Below are 15,606 nucleotides of genomic sequence, written 5' to 3' on the forward strand. Positions count from 1 at the left end.
CTGAGGCGTGGGGGGTGTGCGGCGGGCCGCGCCGGGGCTGGCCCTACCGGCCGGTACGGGGGGTGGGTGCGGGCGGGGGCGGGGCGGGTGCGGGTGAGCTGCGGGTGTTGCGGCCGGCTTGCGGGCGCAGGTCACCGTGGCTCGCGAAGCACTGGAGGATCCCTCGAAGGGAAGGGGCCGGAGCGTGGACCTGCGGTACTGGCTGCCGAGGGCGGCCGAGGTGGCCGAGCGGTGGGGCGAGCGGTTCGGGCCCTTCCGCCCGCACCCCTCGCACCAGGTGGAGGACGCGGACTTCGCCGTCGCGTTCGAGCGCTTCGCCAAGCGCCTGGAGCACAACTACCCGTTCTTCCATCCGCGCTACGCCGGGCAGATGGTCAAGCCGCCGCACCCGGCGGCGGTCGTGGGCTATCTGACGGCGATGCGGTTCAACCCCAACAACCACGCCTACGAGGGCGGGCCGGCCACCAACGACATGGAACGCGAGTGCGTGGAGCAGCTCGCCGCCATGTTCGGCCTGCCCCGGCACGTGGGCCACCTCACCAGCAGCGGCACCATCGCCAACCTGGAGGCGCTGTACGTGGCCCGCCAGAGCCATCCGGGGCTCGGGGTGGCCTACAGCGAGCAGGCCCACTACACGCACAGCCGGATGTGTCACGTGCTGGGGGTGGCGGGCCACGCGGTGGCGGCCGACGCGGCCGGGCGGATGGACGTGGACGCGTTGGAGGAGGTGCTGCGCACCGGGCGGGTGGGCACCGTGGTCGTCACCGCCGGGACCACCGGGGCGGGTGCGGTCGATCCGGTGCACGAGGTGCTGGCGCTGGCCCGCCGGTACGGGGTGCGGGTGCACGTGGACGCGGCCTACGGCGGGTTCTTCGCGCTGCTGGCCGCCGACGACGCGCTGGCGGCGGAGCTGGAGCTGGACCCGGCGCCGTGGCGGGCGGTGGCGGGCTGCGACTCGGTGACCGTCGACCCGCACAAGCACGGCCTGCAGCCCTACGGGTGCGGGGCGGTGCTGTTCGCGGACCCCGGGATCGGGCGCCACTTCGCCCACGACTCCCCGTACACCTACTTCACCGACGCCGAACTGCACCTGGGGGAGATCAGTCTGGAGTGCTCGCGCGCCGGTGCCTCGGCCGCGGCGCTGTGGCTGACCCTGCAGCTGCTGCCGCTGACGCCCGACGGGCTGGGCGCGGTGCTGGCCGGTGCGCGGCGCAGCGCGCTGGACTGGTCGCGCCTGGTCGGTGCGGACGGGCGGCTGACGGCGTACCAGGAGCCGCAGCTGGACATCGTCACCTACTTCCCCACCCCGGACGGGCCGTTGTCGATGTCGGGTGTGGACGCCGCCAGCGAGCGGGTGCTGCGCCGGGGCATGGCGGCGGAGGACGATCCGGTCTACCTGAGCCTGCTGCGGGTGGACGCCGCCGACTTCACGCGCCGCCACCGCGGTGCGCTCGCCGACGCCGCTACGGCGGGGGTGCTGCGCAGCGTGCTGATGAAGCCCGAGGCGCGGGAGTTCCTGCCGGAGCTGCACGCGCGGGTGGCGGCGCTGGCCGCCGGGGGCTGACCGGGGGCGGCGTCGCCGTACCCGCGTGGCGTGCCGCGCCGTTGCGTGCGGGCGCCGCCGTCCTGCCGCAACGGCGCCGTCGCCGTTGCACAAGCGCCGCCGCCGTTGCACAGCGCCACCGCACGGAGAACAGCTGCACCGCGCGGCACCGCCCGTGTCCGATCGCACCGCCGCGCCGCACCGGTGTACCCGCCGCGCGCCCTGCACGCGCGGCACGGCGTGCCCGCACCGCCGGGCCGCGCCTTGCCCCACCGCCCGCCCGTTGTCCGCTTGTCTGCCGAGGAGCGTGTCCGTTGACCACCGCCACCGTCCCGCCGGGCGCCCCCGCCGCCCGCCCGGCCGAGATCCCCAGTGCCCGGCCCGAGGGGCACCCCGTCGTGCGGGCCGCCCGGCCCGGCGAGGAGGCCGCCCTGTCCAGGGTGCTCGCCGCCGCGTTCCAGGACGACCCGCTCACCCGCTGGGCCTTCCCCGACGCCACCTACCGGGCCCGTGTCCTGCCCGCGTTCTTCCGCGTCTACGTCGACCAGTGCCTGGCCCACCGGGGGGTGCTGACCACCGAGGACCTGGACGCGGCGTTACTCTTCCTGCCCCCGGGGGTGTGGGAGCACCCCGACCACCACGGCCAGGACGCGGCCCGCGCGCTGGACGAGGCCGTGGACGCGGCGGCCCACCCGCAGAGCGTGCTGCGGCTGGCGGCGATCACCCGCCTGCAGGCGCGCCGTCACCCCCGCCACCGCCCGCACTACTACCTGGCGTTCATCGGCGTGCGCCCCGAGCGCCGTCACGACCTGACCGCCGCGGCCCTGCTGCGGACCCTGCTCGCCGAGGTCGACGCGGCCGGGCAGGCCGCCTACGCCGAGACCAGCTCCCCCGGCGGTGCGCACCTGTGCGCCCGCAACGGCTTCACCCGCTTCGGCGACGCCCTGGCCCTGCCCGCCGGCGGGCCGCAGCTGACCCCGGTGTGGCGGGGGCCCCGGTGAACGCGCCCGCCGCCGCCGAGGCCGGCCTGCGGGTCTTCGCCGCCGACGAGATCGACGCCGGGGCCGCCGACGCCCACCCCGAGGTCGCCGAGATCCTCGCCTGGAGCCGGCAGTTCCTCACCACCGCCCACCCCGACCTGGGGCGCAGCGGCCCGGTGTGCCCCTACACCCAGCCCTCGCTGCGCCGTGGTCTGTTCCACGTCGCGGTGGCCGCCGGTGGCGCGGCCGGTGACGGCGGCGGCACGGGGGCCGACCTGCCCGCGCTGGTGGGTGAACTGCGGTCCTGGTACGAGCAGTTGGTGGGTGCTCTGACGGAGGAGTCGGACCGGGAGCTGCTGACGGTGCTGCTGGTGCTGCCCCAGCTGGACCGGGCCGATTCCACGGTGCTGGACGAGTTGCAGCGCAAGGCCAAGGACGAGTTCGTCGAGCAGGGGCTGATGATCGGTCAGTTCCATCCGGTGTGCGAGGAGGGCGGTCTGTGGAACCGCTCGTTCCGGCCGTTGCGCGCTCCGGTGCCGTTGCTGGCGGTGCGCAAGCTCCTCGTCTTCGACCTGCCGTTCCTCGTCGACGACCAGGCGCATCTGGCGCACTACCTGGCCCGGTTCGCCCCCCAGGTGCCGGCGCGCATCCGTGACCAGCTGGTCACCGGGATGACGGAGCACCGGCGCAACGTGCGCCTGACCGCCTGAGCCCCTGACCGCTTGAATCCCTGACCGCTCGACCGCTTGAGCGCCGTCCCCCTCTTCGGGCGCGGCCCCCGGGCGCGCGCGGGGCGCCACCGCCCCTTCCCCGATCGGCCGGGCCGGCCGGCCCCGGGGCGGGGCCTCGCGTCCCGCGCGCGCCGCCGCACGCCTGCCCGCAGGGCTTGCGGCGTGCGGAAATTCGGTTGCCCCGCCCCCGCGGTGGGGTGATAGACAACCCGCGTGGACACCATTCTCGACTTCCCCGCCCTGCTGCGGCTGATCGGCGAACGCTCGGACGCCTTCCGCGCCGCCGTCGCCGCCGCCCCCGACCTCGACGCGCAGGTGCCGACCTGCCCCGAGTGGACGCTGTTCGACCTGGCGCAGCACATCGGCGAGGGGCGGCGGCGCTGGGCCGCCACCGTCGCCGCCGGGCCGGCCGACGCCCCGCCGCCGGCCTCGGTGTGGGAGGGTGGCGCCCCGCGCGGGCGCGAGGAGCTGTCGCAGTGGCTGGCGGAGTCCACCCGTCTGCTGCTGGACGCGCTGGGTCAGGCCGGTCCCGACCGGGGCTGCTGGACGTGGTGGGGCCCGCAGTCCCCGCCCACCAGCGGCGCGGTGGCCCGCCACCAGCTCCAGCAGCTGGCGGTGCACACCTACGACGCCCAGCTCGCCGCGGGCACGGGCGCCACCGCGCTGCCCGAGGAGGTGGCGCTGGACGGCGTCGAGGACTTCCTGTTCACCTGCTGTGCGACGACGGCGCCCTGGCCGCACGAGCCGTGCGTCGTGGACTACCACGCCAGTGAGGGCCGCTCGTGGCGCCTGGCGCTGTCCGCCGCCGGCGCGCACACCACCCGTCTGCCCGCGGGCGGCGCGCAGGCCGGTGCGGGTGCGGCCGCCTTCAGTGCCCTGGGCACGGCCGGCCAGCTGGTGCTGGCCCTGTACGGGCGGATCCCGGTGTCGGACCTGAAGGTCGAGGGCGATGTGCGGATCTTCGAGCAGCTGGCGGCCTGGGAGCCGGAGGTGTAGCCCCGACGGGCCGTGCCTTGACGGCACGTCACCCTTCGTTCGGCCCGGCACCGCCGTCGCCCCCCTTTCTTCGACCTGGGGGGCGGCGGCGGTGTTCTTCGTTGCGGCGCCGATGCGGGTGGGTGCGGTGGCGGCCTTGTCGGGGGTGGTGGGCGATCTTCGCGACGCTCTGGTGTCACCGGCGTGACTCTGACACCATCTCAGCCGAGGTGAAGGGACCGTGTGCCAAGCGTTCACCTCGTCTGCATCAGCGTCGCCGTCGAGCGCCGAGAAGATTCCGAGGCCTGTTGTGAAGACCCTACGTACCCGCATACCCCACGTGGTGACGGTCGTGCTCATGCTGCTGGGCATGGTGAGCGCGACGGCCGTGACCGCGCAGGCGGCCCCGCAGCGCACCGCCGCTTCGATCGTCTGCTCCAACTCCCCCATCCCGCCGGGGTGGGTGATCACCAGCTCCTACAGCAGCTCCGGTTGTCCGGGCACCGGCGTCGCGTACACGATCGCGGACGTGAGCGGGCTGAACGGTGCGACGGTCTGCTCGATGTCGCCGATCCCCGCCGGGTGGGTGATCACCAGCTCCTACAGCAGCGCGGGCTGCGCCGGCACCGGCGTCGCGTACTCGATCGCCAACACGGCCACCCTGAACGGTGCGACGGTCTGCTCGATGTCCCCGATCCCCACCGGGTGGGTGATCACCAGCTCCTACAGCAGCGCGGGCTGCGCCGGCACCGGCGTCGCGTACTCCATCTCCAACACGGCCGGGCGCGCCGGCGCCACCGTCTGCTCGATGTCGCCGATCCCGACCGGATGGGTCGTCACCAGCTCCTACAGCAGCGCGGGCTGCGCGGGCACCGGCGTCGCCTACTCGATCTCCAACACGGCCGGGCGTACCGGCGCCACCGTCTGCTCGATGTCGCCGATCCCCGCCGGGTGGGTCGTCACCACGTCCTACAGCAGCGCGGGCTGCGCCGGCACCGGCGTGGCGTACACGATCGCCGACACCGCCGGGCGCACGGGTGCGACGGTGTGTTCGTTCTCGCCGATCCCGTCGGGGTGGGTGGTCAGCGGTTCGTACAGCACCAGCAGCTGCTACGGCTCCGGTTGGGCGTACAACATCCGCAAGGCCTGATCCGGTGTGAGGGCCCCGTCGCTTCCCGGCCGCGCGCCGGGGGCGGCGGGGCCCTCGCGCGTGCCGGGCCTTCGCGTGTGCCGGGTCTTCGCGTGTGCCGGGGGTGCGGACGGCGCCGGGGGCGGGGGCGGGTCAGACGGTGGCCAGGGCCGGGGCCGCGGTGGCGGGGGTGTGGGGGGCGCGGGTGAGGCAGTCGTCGGTGAAGGCGAGGGCGCGCAGGTGGTAGGGGCGGGCGGCGTGGCCGAGGGAGAGGTTGTGGCCGGCGCGGTGGGCGGTGACGAGGTGGGCCAGGCCGTCGGGGAAGGCGGTGGTGAGGGCGGTGCGGGCGGCGGGGTCCAGGCGCCACCAGTGCTCGTGGTCGGCCAGGGTCAGGCGCACGGGCACGCGCACGCGGGCGGCGAGGGCGCGGTAGCGGGCGGGCCAGGTGGCCAGTTCGCGGGATTCGAGGGCGGGGACGGGGGTGAGCAGGGTGCGGGCGGCGTGGAAGGTGCCGGGCGGGTAGAGGTGGAGGGGGCCCCAGTTGAGGCGGCCGCCGCCGGCGAGGTCGTCGGGGCGGTCCCAGGCGCCGGGGGCGTAGTGCTGGGCGAGGCCGGAGATGTCGGCGCCGAGCAGGGGCAGGTGCGGGTCGTGGGGCCAGTGGGCGGCCAGCTGCAGGGCGATCTTGCCGCCGAAGGAGTGGGCGAGGAGTTGGACGCCGGCGCCGGTGTCGTGGGCGCGGGCGTAGTCGGTGAGGGCGGCGTGCAGGGTGGCGGCCTGGTCGGCGATGAGCTGGCCGTGGGGCAGGCGGTGGGCGGAGGCGCCGTGGCCGGGGCGGTCGGGGGCCAGGACGGTGTAGCCGAGGTCGGCGGCGAGGGTGAGCAGGTCGGTGTCGGGGTGGGCGGGGCCGGCGAAGTAGGCGCCGCGCATGCCGCGGCCGTGGATGGCGAGGACGACGGCCTTGGGCGCCCGGTCGCGGGGTTCGGCGACCAGGACGGACAGCGGGATGCCGTCGGCGTCCAGGACCAGGGAGCGGGTGGCGGTGTTCATGCGGCGGCTCCGGCGCGGGCGGTGTCGAGGCCGGCCAGCCAGCCGGTGAGGTCGCCGGTGCGCATCAGGGTGGTGCCCACGAGCAGGCCGGCGTAGCCGGCGTCCAGGAGGCGGGCGGCGTCGGCGGGGTCGGTGATGGCGGAGGCGGAGACGGGGGCGCGCACGGCGGCGGCGCGCAGGGCGGGCAGCAGGCGCAGGCTGCGGGTGAGGTCGCCCGGGTCGCGTTCGCGGGTGCGGATGTCCTTGTTGTTGACGGCGATGACACAGTCGGCGGGGTCGTCCAGGAGGTCGAGTTCGCGGGCGTCGGTGATCTCCACGAAGGGGGTCAGGCCGAGGGTGAGGGCGGCGGCGACCAGGCGGCGCAGGGAGACGGCGGGCAGCAGGGCGGCGGTGAGCAGGACGGCGCTGGCGCCGAGGGCGGCGGAGGCCTCGAGCTGGGCGGGGCGGGTGAGGAAGTCCTTCTGCAGGACGGGCAGGCGGGTGGCGGCGGTGACCTCGCGCAGCAGGCGGGGGGTGCCGCCGAACCAGCGGCCGGTGACGACGGACAGGCAGGGCGCGCCGGCCTGTTCGTAGCGGGTGACGAGGTCGGTGACGGTGCGCGGGCCGAGCAGGTCGGTGCCGTGCGGGTCGCGAAGTTTGACCTCCATGATCAGGGGGCGCTGCGCGGCGAGGAGGGCGTCGGTGAAGCGCTGGGGGTGGGCGCTGCTCATGCGTAGGCCTCCGTCGGGTGGGGCGTGCGCCGGGTGTGCTGCCAGGCGTGGGTGAGGGCGGTGACGGCTTCGCGGGTGAAGCGGCCGGCGTGGTCGCGGGCGGCGGTGTCGATGTCGGCGCCGGCGTACAGGGGGTGGTCGGTGACGGTGCGGTAGGTGTCGCGGTTGGCGGCGTTGAGGCCGCCGGCGAGGAGGAAGGGGATGCCCAGGCGGGGCAGCAGGGTGTGGACGTCGGTGGGGGCCAGGGGGTGGCCGGTGGATCCGACGCGTCCGTCGGCGGTGACGGTGTCGAGGAGGAACAGGTCGGTGCCGGCGCGTTCGAAGGCGCCGATGAAGGGGCGTTCGAGGCAGCGGCCGCGGGAGAGGTGGAGGACCTTGACGAGGACGGCGTAGGGCAGGCGCTCGCGCAGCTCGGCGACCAGGGAGGGCGGCTGGTAGGCGTGCAGCTGGATCCAGCGGATGCCGGTGGCGCGGGCCAGGGCGGCCAGGCGGTGGGCGTCGTCGAGGAAGGTGACCAGGACGGGTTCCAGGCCCAGGCGGATGGCGGTGGCGGCGAGGTCGGCGAGGCGTTGTTCGGTGAGGTCGGCGGGGCCGTCGGGGACGCCGTGCCACAGGCCGACCAGGGTGGGGCCGGATTCGGCGAGCAGGGCGAGGTCGGCGCGGGTGCGGGCCCCGCACACCTTGAGGTGGCGGGGCCGGGCGGGGGCCGGGCGCGGCGGGGCGGGGGCGCTCATTTGCCCAGTCCGAGCATGGCGGCGATGCGGTTGTACTGGATCTCGTTGCTGCCGGAGTAGATGGTGCCGGCGACGGCGTTGCGCACGTCCTTCTCCAGTCCGTACTCGGACATGTAGCCGTTGCCGCCGAAGACCTGGACGGCGGCCAGGGAGGTGGCGAGGTTGGACTCGCTGGTGAGGAGTTTGGCGATGGCCATGTCGACGGTGACGTTCTCGCCGGCCTCCAGGCGCTGGGCGGTGTCGTAGAGCCACTTGCGGGCGGTCTCGAGGCGGATCTTGGTGTCGACGATCTTGTTGGCGACGGACTGGTAGGAGCCGATGGGCTTGCCGAAGGACATCCGGGTCTTGGCGTAGTCCAGGCAGCGGGCCAGGCGGTGCTGCATCTCGCCGGTGTTGACGATGAAGGAGTAGAGGATCTCGCGTTTCATCACGTGGTCCAGGACGAGGAAGCCGCCGCCGACGCGGCCCAGCACGCGGTCCTTGGGCACCCGCACGTCGTCGAGGTAGAGCTCGGACAGCGGGGAGGTGCGCAGGCCCATCTTCTTGATGGGGTTGCCGGTGGTGATGCCGGGGGTGTCGCGGTCCAGGAGGAACGCGGTGACGCCCAGGGCGCCGCCCTGGGGGTGGGTGCGGGCGTAGACGACGATGACGTCGGCGACGGGGCCGTTGGAGACGAAGGTCTTGGCGCCGTTGAGGACGAAGTGGTCGCCGTCGCGCACGGCGCGGGTGCGCATCTGCATGGCGTCCGAGCCGCCGTCGGACTCGGTGATGGCGTGGGCGCCGATCGCCTCGCCGGAGGCGATGCGCGGCAGGTAGGCCTCCTTGAGGGCGGGTGAGCCGAAGGCCTGCAGGGGTACGCCGGTGGAGGCCATGGAGGTGGTGACGGAGAAGTTGAGGCCGCCGTCGCGGCAGGTGTGGCCCAGTCCCTCGAGGACGTACATGGTGGTGAGCAGGGACTGTCCCAGGCCTCCGTAGCGCTCGTCGAAGGGCAGGGAGAGGATGCCGGTCTTCTGGATGAGGCGCCACTTGTCGTGGGAGAAGGCGGCCTGTTCGTCGCCTTCGATGTGGCCGGCGCTCAGGTCGTCGCCGAAGCGGGCCAGGCCCTCGCGCAGGGCGTTCTGGTCGGCGTCCCAGCGGATCATGACGTTGCCGCCTTCCTCCCGGGCCCGCCGTGGGGGCCCGGGGTGGCAGGGCCGGCGCGCGGGGCGGCGCGCCGGTGGGTGGCTCGGGGCGGGGGGCCCGCCCCGGGGCGGGTCGCAGGCGCCCCGCGGCGTGCCCGGCACGCCTGGGGGCGTGTGCGTGGACCTTTCGCCTCAGTAGGCGGAGGAGGAGTGGGCGTCGAGCTGGTGGACCTCGTCGCCGCGCAGGGCCGGGGAGAACACGCACACCAGGCGCAGGTCCTCGTGGGGGCTGGCGATGAGGTAGTGGGCGTCGTGCTGGTCGAGGGCGTACAGCCGCCCGGGGGTGATGGGGTGGGAGTTGCCGTCCATGTCGACGACCTCGCCGGAGCCGGCGATGCAGTAGCACGCCTCGAGGTGGTTGCGGTACTCCAGGCGGGACTTGGTGCCGGCGTTGACGACGGTGTCGGTGAGGCTGTAGCCGAGGCCGTCGCCGGCGAGCAGGAAGCGGCGGGAGACGCCGTTGCCCCACTCGACGGTCTTCACGTCGGCGATGTCGCGGATCAGCATGCCGGTTGTTCCTCTCGGGTGGTGGTGCTGGCGGGGGTGAGGGTGATGGTGGTGCGTCCGCCGGGTGCGTCCGGGTGTGGGGGACGGGTGGGGCGGAGGTCGGTGAGGAAGGCCCGCAACTCCTCGACGGCGTCGAGGCCTTCGGTGTGGGCGTGTTCGATGCGGGCGACGGCCGCGGAGCCGACGATGGCGGCGTCGGCGCCGGCGGCGGCGACCGCGTCCAGGTCGGCGGCGCTCTTGACGCCGAAGCCGACGGCGACGGGGACGGCGGGGGCCGCCGTGCGCAGCGCGGTGACGGTGTCGGCCAGGGCGCGGTGGCCGTGGGCGGGGGTGGTGCCGGAGCGGCCGTAGTGGGCGACGAGGTAGACGTAGGCGCCGGCTGCGCCGCGGGCGGCGGCGGTGAGGACCTCGGGGGTGGAGGCGGGGTAGCAGGTGGTGACCTCGGGCAGGCCCTCGTCGTGCAGGGCCTGCTGCCAGGCGGGGCGCACCCGTGGGGGCAGGGCGTGGACGAGCAGGGCCGCGGCTCCGGCGCGGGTGACGGCGCGGGCGGTGGCGGCGGGGTCGCGGTGGCGCAGGCTGTGGCTCCAGTCGGCGAGCAGGGCGACCTTGAGGCGGGTCAGCCGCGGTGTGAGGTCGGCGAGTTCGGCCAGGACGGTGTCCAGGGTGGTGCCGGCTGCCAGGGCGCGGGCGGCGGAGCGGCGGATGACCGGGCCGTCGGTGGGCGAGTGGGGGAAGGGCACGGCGAGTTCGAGGACGTCCACGCCGTGGGCGTCGAGCATGTGCGCGAGGTCGGCCAGGCGCCCGGCGGGGTCGCCGGCGTTGAGGAAGAGCGCCAGGCCCAGCCGTCCGTCGGGGAAGAGGGGCTCAGACACCGGCCGCCTCCCGGGGGCGGGCGCGCAGGCGTTCGGCGAGCGCGCGCGGGGCGCCGTCGGCGAGCGCGTCCAGCGCGGCGGCGTGGGCGGTGTGCCAGCGGGTGTGGCGGCCGGAGGCGAGGGCGAGGGCGGCGGCGTTGAGCGCGATGGTGTGGGTGGCGGTGTCGCCGCCCTGCCCGGCGAGGGCGCGCAGGAAGTGGCCGGTGAGGTCGTCGGGGTGCGGCGCGAGGTCGGCGAGGGTGCCGCGGTCCGGGGCGACGGACCCGGCCGGCAGGTGGATCGCGCCGCCGGGGGTGTGCAGGGTGTTGTCGGCGAACGGCAGGAGCTCGTCGGCGCCGGCGCTGTTGGTGGCCAGCCACACGGTGCGGGTGGCGGTGCGGGCGGCGAGGTCGCGCAGGGCGTCCAGGCGGGCGGCGGCGCAGACGCCGGTGAGCTGGGCGGTGACGGGCACGCTCGCCAGGAGGGGCCCGAGGGTGTTGAGGAACGCGCCGAAGGGTTTGAGGGTGAGCGGGTACAGGATGCGGGCCAGGCGGGTGAGGGCCGGCGGGTAGACGTGCGGGCCGGCGAAGGCGATCCCGTGGCGGGCGAGGTCCTCGCCGGTGGCGGCGTGGGAGGAGGTGAGGGTGATGCCCAGGCGTTCGAGGAGGTCGATGGAGCCGGCGGCGCTGGTGTAGGCGCGCGAGCCGGTCTTGACGACGGGGATGCCCATGCTGGCGGCGGTCAGCGCGGCGGCGGTGGAGAGGTTGAAGGTGGCGGGGCCGCCGCCGGTGCCGACGATGTTGACGCTGCCGGGGTGGGCGGGGCCCGGGTCGGGGGCGCGTTCGGTGAGGGAGGTGGTGAGGGCGGCGAGGGTCGCGGGCTCGGGCAGGCCGGTGGTGAGGCTGGCCAGCAGGGCCGCCGCCTGGGCCCGGTCGCTGTCGCGGGCCGGGCCCAGGGTGCGCTGCTCCAGCTGGTCCCACCACGAGCGCCAGGCCTCCAGGGGCACCGGGCGGCCGGCGAGGAGTGCGGTGAGGGCCGGGTGCATGGGATCAGCCGCCCACCGTGGCGGTGGCCGCGGCGCGGCGGGCGGTGATGAAGGCGTCGATGGCGGCGACGGAACGGAAGTTGTTCGGGTCCAGGTCGGTGTCGTCGACGGGCAGGGCGAAGTGGTCCTCGACCCAGGCGATGAGCTTGAGGACGCCCAGGCTGTCGATGACGCCGTCGGAGAGCAGGTCGTGGTCGTCGGCGAGCTGCTCGGGGGTGACGTCGGGCAGGAACTCCTCGATGAGGAACCGCTTGATCTGGGCGATGTTGCTCATGGTGGCAACTCCCTTGCAAGAGTGAGGAATCGAAGAAGGAATCGGATGCGGATGGGGCCGGTTCAGGCGGGGCCGGTTCAGGCCCGAGGGGGTTCAGGCGGGGCCGGTTCAGGTGGGGCCGGTTCAGGTGGGGGGCAGGACGGCCTTGCGGTCGACCTTGCCGGTGGGGGTCTTGGGCAGCGGGGCGTCGTGGATGGCCAGGCGCTCGGGCACGGCGGCGCGCGGCAGGTTGCGGGCCAGGTGCTCGCGCAGGACGAGGCTGTTGAGGGTGCTGCCGGGGGCGCGCTGGACGGCGGCGTGCAGGCGTTTGCCGGTCATCGGGTCGTCGGCGGCGGCGACGGCGGCCTCGCGCACCTCGGGGTGGGCGAGCAGGACGCGTTCGACCTCGGCGGTGTTGACGGCGACGCCGCGGACCTTGACCTGGAAGTCGGCGCGTCCGCGCAGGTGCAGGCGGCCCTGGTCGTCGCGGACGGCGAGGTCGCCGGTGCGGAACCAGCGCCGGCCCTGCCCCGCGCCGGCGGGCTGGGTGGTGAAGCGGCCCGCGTCACGGGAGCGGTCCAGGTAGCCGGCGGCCTGGAAGGGGGTGGAGACGTACAGTTCGCCGCTGCCGGGCCCGGTGACCGGGGTGCCGTCGGGGGCGGCGAGCAGGGTGCGCACGCCGGGCAGCGGGGTGCCGATGGGCACGGGCAGCGCGGCGGTGGCGTCCAGGCGGTCCAGGCGGTGCAGGAAGCTGTCGTTGGTCTCGGTGCAGCCGTAGATGTTGTACAGCGCGGCGCGGGGCAGCAGTGCGGGCAGCGCGGCCAGGGTGCGCGGGTCGATGGCGTCGCCGGTGAACGCGGCGTGTTCGACGCTCTCCAGCGCCCGGGCGTCGCGGGCGGCGGCCTGGACCAGCAGGGCGTAGGCCAGCGGGACGGCCTGCAGGACGTGGGGGCGGTGGCGGGTGAGCTGGTCCAGGAGGTGGCGGCCGTTGAGGGCGTGGGCGGGGTCGACGAGCAGCACGGTGCCGCCGGCGGCCAGGGTGGCCCACACGTCGAGCAGGCACAGGTCGAAGTTGAGGGGGGCGTAGTTGGCGACGGTGCGCCCGGGGCCCAGGTCGAAGGTGTCGTGGGCCCAGGTGGTGAAGCGGTCGACGGCGCTCTGCGCGAGCGGGACGATCTTGGGCAGGTCGGTGGAGCCGGATGTGGTGAGGAGGAAGGAGGTGCCGGCGGCCAGGGTGGGGCGGGTGGCGGGGTGCGGGGGCTGCGGCAGGCGGGGGGTGTCCTGGCCGTGGGGGGCGAGGACGTGGCGGGCACCGGCCTGGGCGAACAGCGCGGCCAGCAGGGCCGGCGGCAGCTGGGGGGAGGGCAGCAGGAAGGGGCGGCGTTCGGTGAGGCAGGCCAGGACGAGGGCGATCGCCTCGGGGGACTTGGTCGCCACCAGGCCCACCGGCTCGCCCGGGGCGAGGTCGAGGGCGTGCAGGCGGGTGCGTTCGGCGTCGGCGGCGTCGGCCAGTTCGCGGTAGGTGACGGCCCGCTCGTGCCACAGCAGGGCGGCGGCGTGGGGCTGGTGGCGGGCGTGCGCGGCGAACGCGTCGGCCAGGGTGAGCGGCGGCGCGCCGTGCCCGGCGGTGCCCGCGGCGGCGGCCGGGGTGGCCGGGGTGGCTGCGGTGTCCGCGGTGGCGGGGATGGGGGCGGCCGGGGTGGCGGCGGTGCCCGCGGGGGCGGGGATGGGGGTGGCCGGGGTGGCGGCGGTGTCCGCGGGGGCGGGGGTGGGGGTGGTGGTCACGGTGTTCACTCCCCCGCCAGGGTGGCCCAGCCGGCCTTGACGGCGGTGCCGGTGTCGGTGGCGACGCTGAAGCGCACGACGGTGGCCCGGTCGTAGGGCTGCAGGGTCAGGCGCAGGGCGGCGCCGGGGGCGAGCGGGGCGGCGAAGCGGGCGCCCAGGGCGGTGATGCGGGCCGGGTCGCCGCCGGCGTGGCGGTCGGTGATCTCCTCGGCGGCCAGGGCGACCAGGTGCATGCCGTGGGCGATGACGCCGGGGAAGCCGGCGGCGCGGGCCGCGGTGTCGTCGAGGTGGATGGGGTTGAGGTCGCCGGAGGCGTGGGCGTAGGCGGCGACGTCGGCGCGGGTGAGGGTGTGGGTGAGGGTGAGGGCTTCGGTGTCGGCGGTGGTGCCGGGGTGGGCGGCCGGGGCCGGGGCGCCGAACGGTTCGAGGGTGGTGACGCCCACCAGCAGGGCGGCGGTGGACAGTTCGGCCAGCAGGGTGCCCCGGGTGTCGTCGCTGATGCGGGTGGCCAGGGCCAGGCGGGTGCCGCGGGCCTCGCGGCGCACCGCGGTGAGGGCGACCTCCACCAGCACCGTGGTGGCGGGGCTGAGGCGGTGGTGGGTGCGGATCTCCTGGCCGAGGTGGACCACGCCGGTGAAGCCGGCGTCGCCCGCGGTCAGGTCGGCGACGCTCTGCTGGGCGAGGGTGTGGGCCAGCACGAAGGGCTGCGCGGGCGAGGGCGCGGCGGTGGTGGCGGCCGGCAGGCGGGTGCGGGCGGCGGCGCGGTAGGCGGCCAGGTCCTCGGCGCCGAGGGTGTGGCGGGCGCGCCGGGCGGGCGGGGCGGTCGTGGTCATAGCGGGGTCACCACCAGGGTCGAGTTGTGGCCGCCGAAACCGAAGGAGTTGGACAGGGCCGCGCCGGCGCGGATCGGGCGGGCGGCGCCGTGGACGACGTCGAGGTCCAGGCCCTCTTCGGTCTTCTCGTGGTTGGCGGTGGGAGGGACGAGGCGGCTGTTCATCGCCTGGACGGCGGCGATCAGCTCGACGGCGCCGGCGGCGCCGATCAGGTGGCCGATGACGCCCTTGGTGGAGGTCACCGGCACGCCGTGCGGGCCGAACACGGTGCGCAGCGCGGCGGCTTCGGCGCGGTCGTTGTGGACGGTGGAGGTGCCGTGGGCGTTGACGTGGGCGATGTCGGCGGAGGTGAGGCCGGCGTCGGCGAGGGCGGCGCGCATCGCGGTGACGGCGCCGGCGCCGTCGGGGCGGGGGTTGGCCAGGTGGTAGGCGTCGGAGCTGGAGCCGTGGCCGGCGAGCAGGGCGTAGGGGGTGCGGTGGCGGGCGCGGGCGTCGTCGAGGCGTTCCAGGACGAGGAAGCCGGCGCCTTCGCCCATGACGAAGCCGTCGCGGTGGGTGTCGAAGGGGCGGCTGGCGTGGGCGGGGTCGTGGTTGCGCTGGGAGTGGGCGCCGAGGTTGCCGAACGCGGCGAGGGTGACGGGGGTGAGGGTGGCCTCGCAGCCGCCGGCGATGACGACGTCGGCGCGGTGGGTCTGCAGGAGGAGGGCGGCGTGGCCGATGGCGTCGGCGCTGGAGGCGCAGGTGGTGGCGATGGTCAGGGCGGGGCCGCTCCAGTTCAGGCGCATGGCGATCTGGGCGGCGGCGGCGTTGGGCATGGTGACCAGCGGCATCAGGGGGGAGACGCGCAGGGGGCCGTGGGTGGTGTAGAGGGCGGATTCGCGGTCGCTGGTGGTGCGTCCGCCGACGGCGTTGCCGACGACGATGGCGGCGCGGCCGGGTTCGGGGTGGGGGCTTCCGGCGTCGCGGTGGGCGGCGAGGGCGGCGAGGGTGCCGTAGTGGGCGAAGGGGTCGAGGCGGCGGGCGTCCTTGGCGGGCAGGCAGTCGTCGTGGGGCAGGTCGTTGACGCGGCAGCCCAGGCGGACCTTGTGGCGGGCGAGGTCGGGGTCGTGCAGGGCGGTGGCGGTGGAGTGCCCGGAGGTGACGGTGTGCCAGAACTCGGGGACGGTGTGGCCGGCGGGGCTGAGCACGCCGAGGCCGGTGACGGCGATCGGTGGGCGGGGGTGCGGGGCCATGGCTTCCTCTCCTGTCCGGGCCGGGGGTGACCGGGTGCGGCCGGCGTGGGCCTGGGGTGGCCGGCGTGGG

General features: G+C 75.6%; 16 protein-coding genes. 5 read left to right on the forward strand and 11 right to left on the reverse strand.

What is annotated here, in order from left to right; genetic code table 11:
- Positions 1–184 precede the first annotated feature (184 nt).
- The 5 genes from ACFYUY_RS24485 to ACFYUY_RS24505 all read left to right on the forward strand — a co-directional run bounded on the left by ACFYUY_RS24485 (position 185) and on the right by ACFYUY_RS24505 (position 5,379).
- Complete coding sequence (locus ACFYUY_RS24485; RefSeq protein ID WP_387903658.1) at positions 185–1,564, forward strand: pyridoxal phosphate-dependent decarboxylase family protein; 1,380 nt, start codon at positions 185–187, stop codon at positions 1,562–1,564.
- Between the two features lie 293 nt (positions 1,565–1,857).
- Complete coding sequence (locus tag ACFYUY_RS24490; protein WP_360206783.1) at positions 1,858–2,544, forward strand: hypothetical protein; 687 nt, start codon at positions 1,858–1,860, stop codon at positions 2,542–2,544.
- Entirely contained in the window at positions 2,541–3,233 is a 693-nt protein-coding gene (locus tag ACFYUY_RS24495) for a DUF6875 domain-containing protein (protein WP_360206780.1), read from the forward strand. Before ACFYUY_RS24490 ends, ACFYUY_RS24495 begins: the two co-directional genes overlap by 4 nt.
- 234 nt (positions 3,234–3,467) lie before the next feature.
- Complete coding sequence (locus ACFYUY_RS24500; RefSeq protein ID WP_360206777.1) at positions 3,468–4,250, forward strand: maleylpyruvate isomerase N-terminal domain-containing protein; 783 nt, start codon at positions 3,468–3,470, stop codon at positions 4,248–4,250.
- 322 nt (positions 4,251–4,572) lie between these two features.
- A complete protein-coding gene (locus ACFYUY_RS24505) occupies positions 4,573–5,379 on the forward strand; it encodes a hypothetical protein (RefSeq protein ID WP_387903661.1) in 807 nt (268 codons plus the stop codon).
- Positions 5,380–5,511: 132 nt separating this feature from the next.
- Here the strand turns inward: ACFYUY_RS24505 and ACFYUY_RS24510 are convergent, their stop codons facing one another.
- From ACFYUY_RS24510 to ACFYUY_RS24560, 11 genes are all read right to left on the reverse strand, one after another.
- Positions 5,512–6,405: an alpha/beta fold hydrolase gene (locus ACFYUY_RS24510; protein ID WP_360206773.1), complete on the reverse strand. Its 894-nt coding sequence runs from the start codon at positions 6,403–6,405 to the stop codon at positions 5,512–5,514.
- Positions 6,402–7,115 (reverse strand): indole-3-glycerol-phosphate synthase, encoded by a 714-nt coding sequence (locus ACFYUY_RS24515; RefSeq protein ID WP_360206770.1) that lies wholly within the window; start codon positions 7,113–7,115, stop codon positions 6,402–6,404. Before ACFYUY_RS24515 ends, ACFYUY_RS24510 begins: the two co-directional genes overlap by 4 nt.
- Positions 7,112–7,849, reverse strand: coding sequence for an N-(5'-phosphoribosyl)anthranilate isomerase (locus tag ACFYUY_RS24520; protein WP_360206768.1), 738 nt, complete (start codon positions 7,847–7,849; stop codon positions 7,112–7,114). The genes ACFYUY_RS24515 and ACFYUY_RS24520 overlap by 4 nt, the downstream gene beginning before the upstream one ends.
- Positions 7,846–8,991, reverse strand: a complete 1,146-nt coding sequence (locus tag ACFYUY_RS24525; protein ID WP_360206766.1) for an acyl-CoA dehydrogenase family protein — start codon at positions 8,989–8,991, stop codon at positions 7,846–7,848. Before ACFYUY_RS24525 ends, ACFYUY_RS24520 begins: the two co-directional genes overlap by 4 nt.
- Positions 8,992–9,162: 171 nt before the next feature.
- The gene (locus ACFYUY_RS24530) at positions 9,163–9,537 is read right to left on the reverse strand and encodes an ectoine synthase (protein WP_360206763.1); all 375 of its coding nucleotides are present in this window, start codon (positions 9,535–9,537) and stop codon (positions 9,163–9,165) included.
- Entirely contained in the window at positions 9,531–10,409 is an 879-nt protein-coding gene (trpA, locus tag ACFYUY_RS24535; RefSeq protein WP_360206760.1) for a tryptophan synthase subunit alpha, read from the reverse strand. The genes ACFYUY_RS24530 and trpA overlap by 7 nt, the downstream gene beginning before the upstream one ends.
- Positions 10,402–11,433 (reverse strand): hypothetical protein, encoded by a 1,032-nt coding sequence (locus ACFYUY_RS24540; RefSeq protein ID WP_360206757.1) that lies wholly within the window; start codon positions 11,431–11,433, stop codon positions 10,402–10,404. Before ACFYUY_RS24540 ends, trpA begins: the two co-directional genes overlap by 8 nt.
- Before the next feature lie 4 nt (positions 11,434–11,437).
- Positions 11,438–11,707, reverse strand: a complete 270-nt coding sequence (locus tag ACFYUY_RS24545) for a phosphopantetheine-binding protein (protein ID WP_360206754.1) — start codon at positions 11,705–11,707, stop codon at positions 11,438–11,440.
- A 123-nt stretch (positions 11,708–11,830) separates the two neighbouring features.
- A complete protein-coding gene (locus ACFYUY_RS24550; protein ID WP_387903668.1) occupies positions 11,831–13,471 on the reverse strand; it encodes an AMP-binding protein in 1,641 nt (546 codons plus the stop codon).
- Positions 13,472–13,476: 5 nt separating this feature from the next.
- Entirely contained in the window at positions 13,477–14,304 is an 828-nt protein-coding gene (locus ACFYUY_RS24555; RefSeq protein ID WP_387903671.1) for a MaoC/PaaZ C-terminal domain-containing protein, read from the reverse strand.
- Positions 14,301–15,536, reverse strand: coding sequence for a beta-ketoacyl-[acyl-carrier-protein] synthase family protein (locus tag ACFYUY_RS24560; protein WP_387903674.1), 1,236 nt, complete (start codon positions 15,534–15,536; stop codon positions 14,301–14,303). The genes ACFYUY_RS24555 and ACFYUY_RS24560 overlap by 4 nt, the downstream gene beginning before the upstream one ends.
- Positions 15,537–15,606: the final 70 nt, after the last annotated feature.

The sequence above is a fragment of the Kitasatospora sp. NPDC004745 genome (assembly GCF_042873275.1).
GTDB lineage: Bacteria > Actinomycetota > Actinomycetes > Streptomycetales > Streptomycetaceae > Kitasatospora.

What these genes read in the sequence shown, in the direction of transcription:
- ACFYUY_RS24540 (WP_360206757.1), bottom strand. Translation starts at nt 11,433, where the DNA reads ATGCACCCGGCCCTCACCGCACTCCTCGCCGGCCGCCCGGTGCCCCTG.
- ACFYUY_RS24560 (WP_387903674.1), bottom strand. Translation starts at nt 15,536, where the DNA reads ATGGCCCCGCACCCCCGCCCACCGATCGCCGTCACCGGCCTCGGCGTG.
- ACFYUY_RS24525 (WP_360206766.1), bottom strand. Translation starts at nt 8,991, where the DNA reads ATGATCCGCTGGGACGCCGACCAGAACGCCCTGCGCGAGGGCCTGGCC.
- ACFYUY_RS24545 (WP_360206754.1), bottom strand. Translation starts at nt 11,707, where the DNA reads ATGAGCAACATCGCCCAGATCAAGCGGTTCCTCATCGAGGAGTTCCTG.
- ACFYUY_RS24520 (WP_360206768.1), bottom strand. Translation starts at nt 7,849, where the DNA reads ATGAGCGCCCCCGCCCCGCCGCGCCCGGCCCCCGCCCGGCCCCGCCAC.
- ACFYUY_RS24555 (WP_387903671.1), bottom strand. Translation starts at nt 14,304, where the DNA reads ATGACCACGACCGCCCCGCCCGCCCGGCGCGCCCGCCACACCCTCGGC.
- ACFYUY_RS24515 (WP_360206770.1), bottom strand. Translation starts at nt 7,115, where the DNA reads ATGAGCAGCGCCCACCCCCAGCGCTTCACCGACGCCCTCCTCGCCGCG.
- ACFYUY_RS24510 (WP_360206773.1), bottom strand. Translation starts at nt 6,405, where the DNA reads ATGAACACCGCCACCCGCTCCCTGGTCCTGGACGCCGACGGCATCCCG.
- ACFYUY_RS24530 (WP_360206763.1), bottom strand. Translation starts at nt 9,537, where the DNA reads ATGCTGATCCGCGACATCGCCGACGTGAAGACCGTCGAGTGGGGCAAC.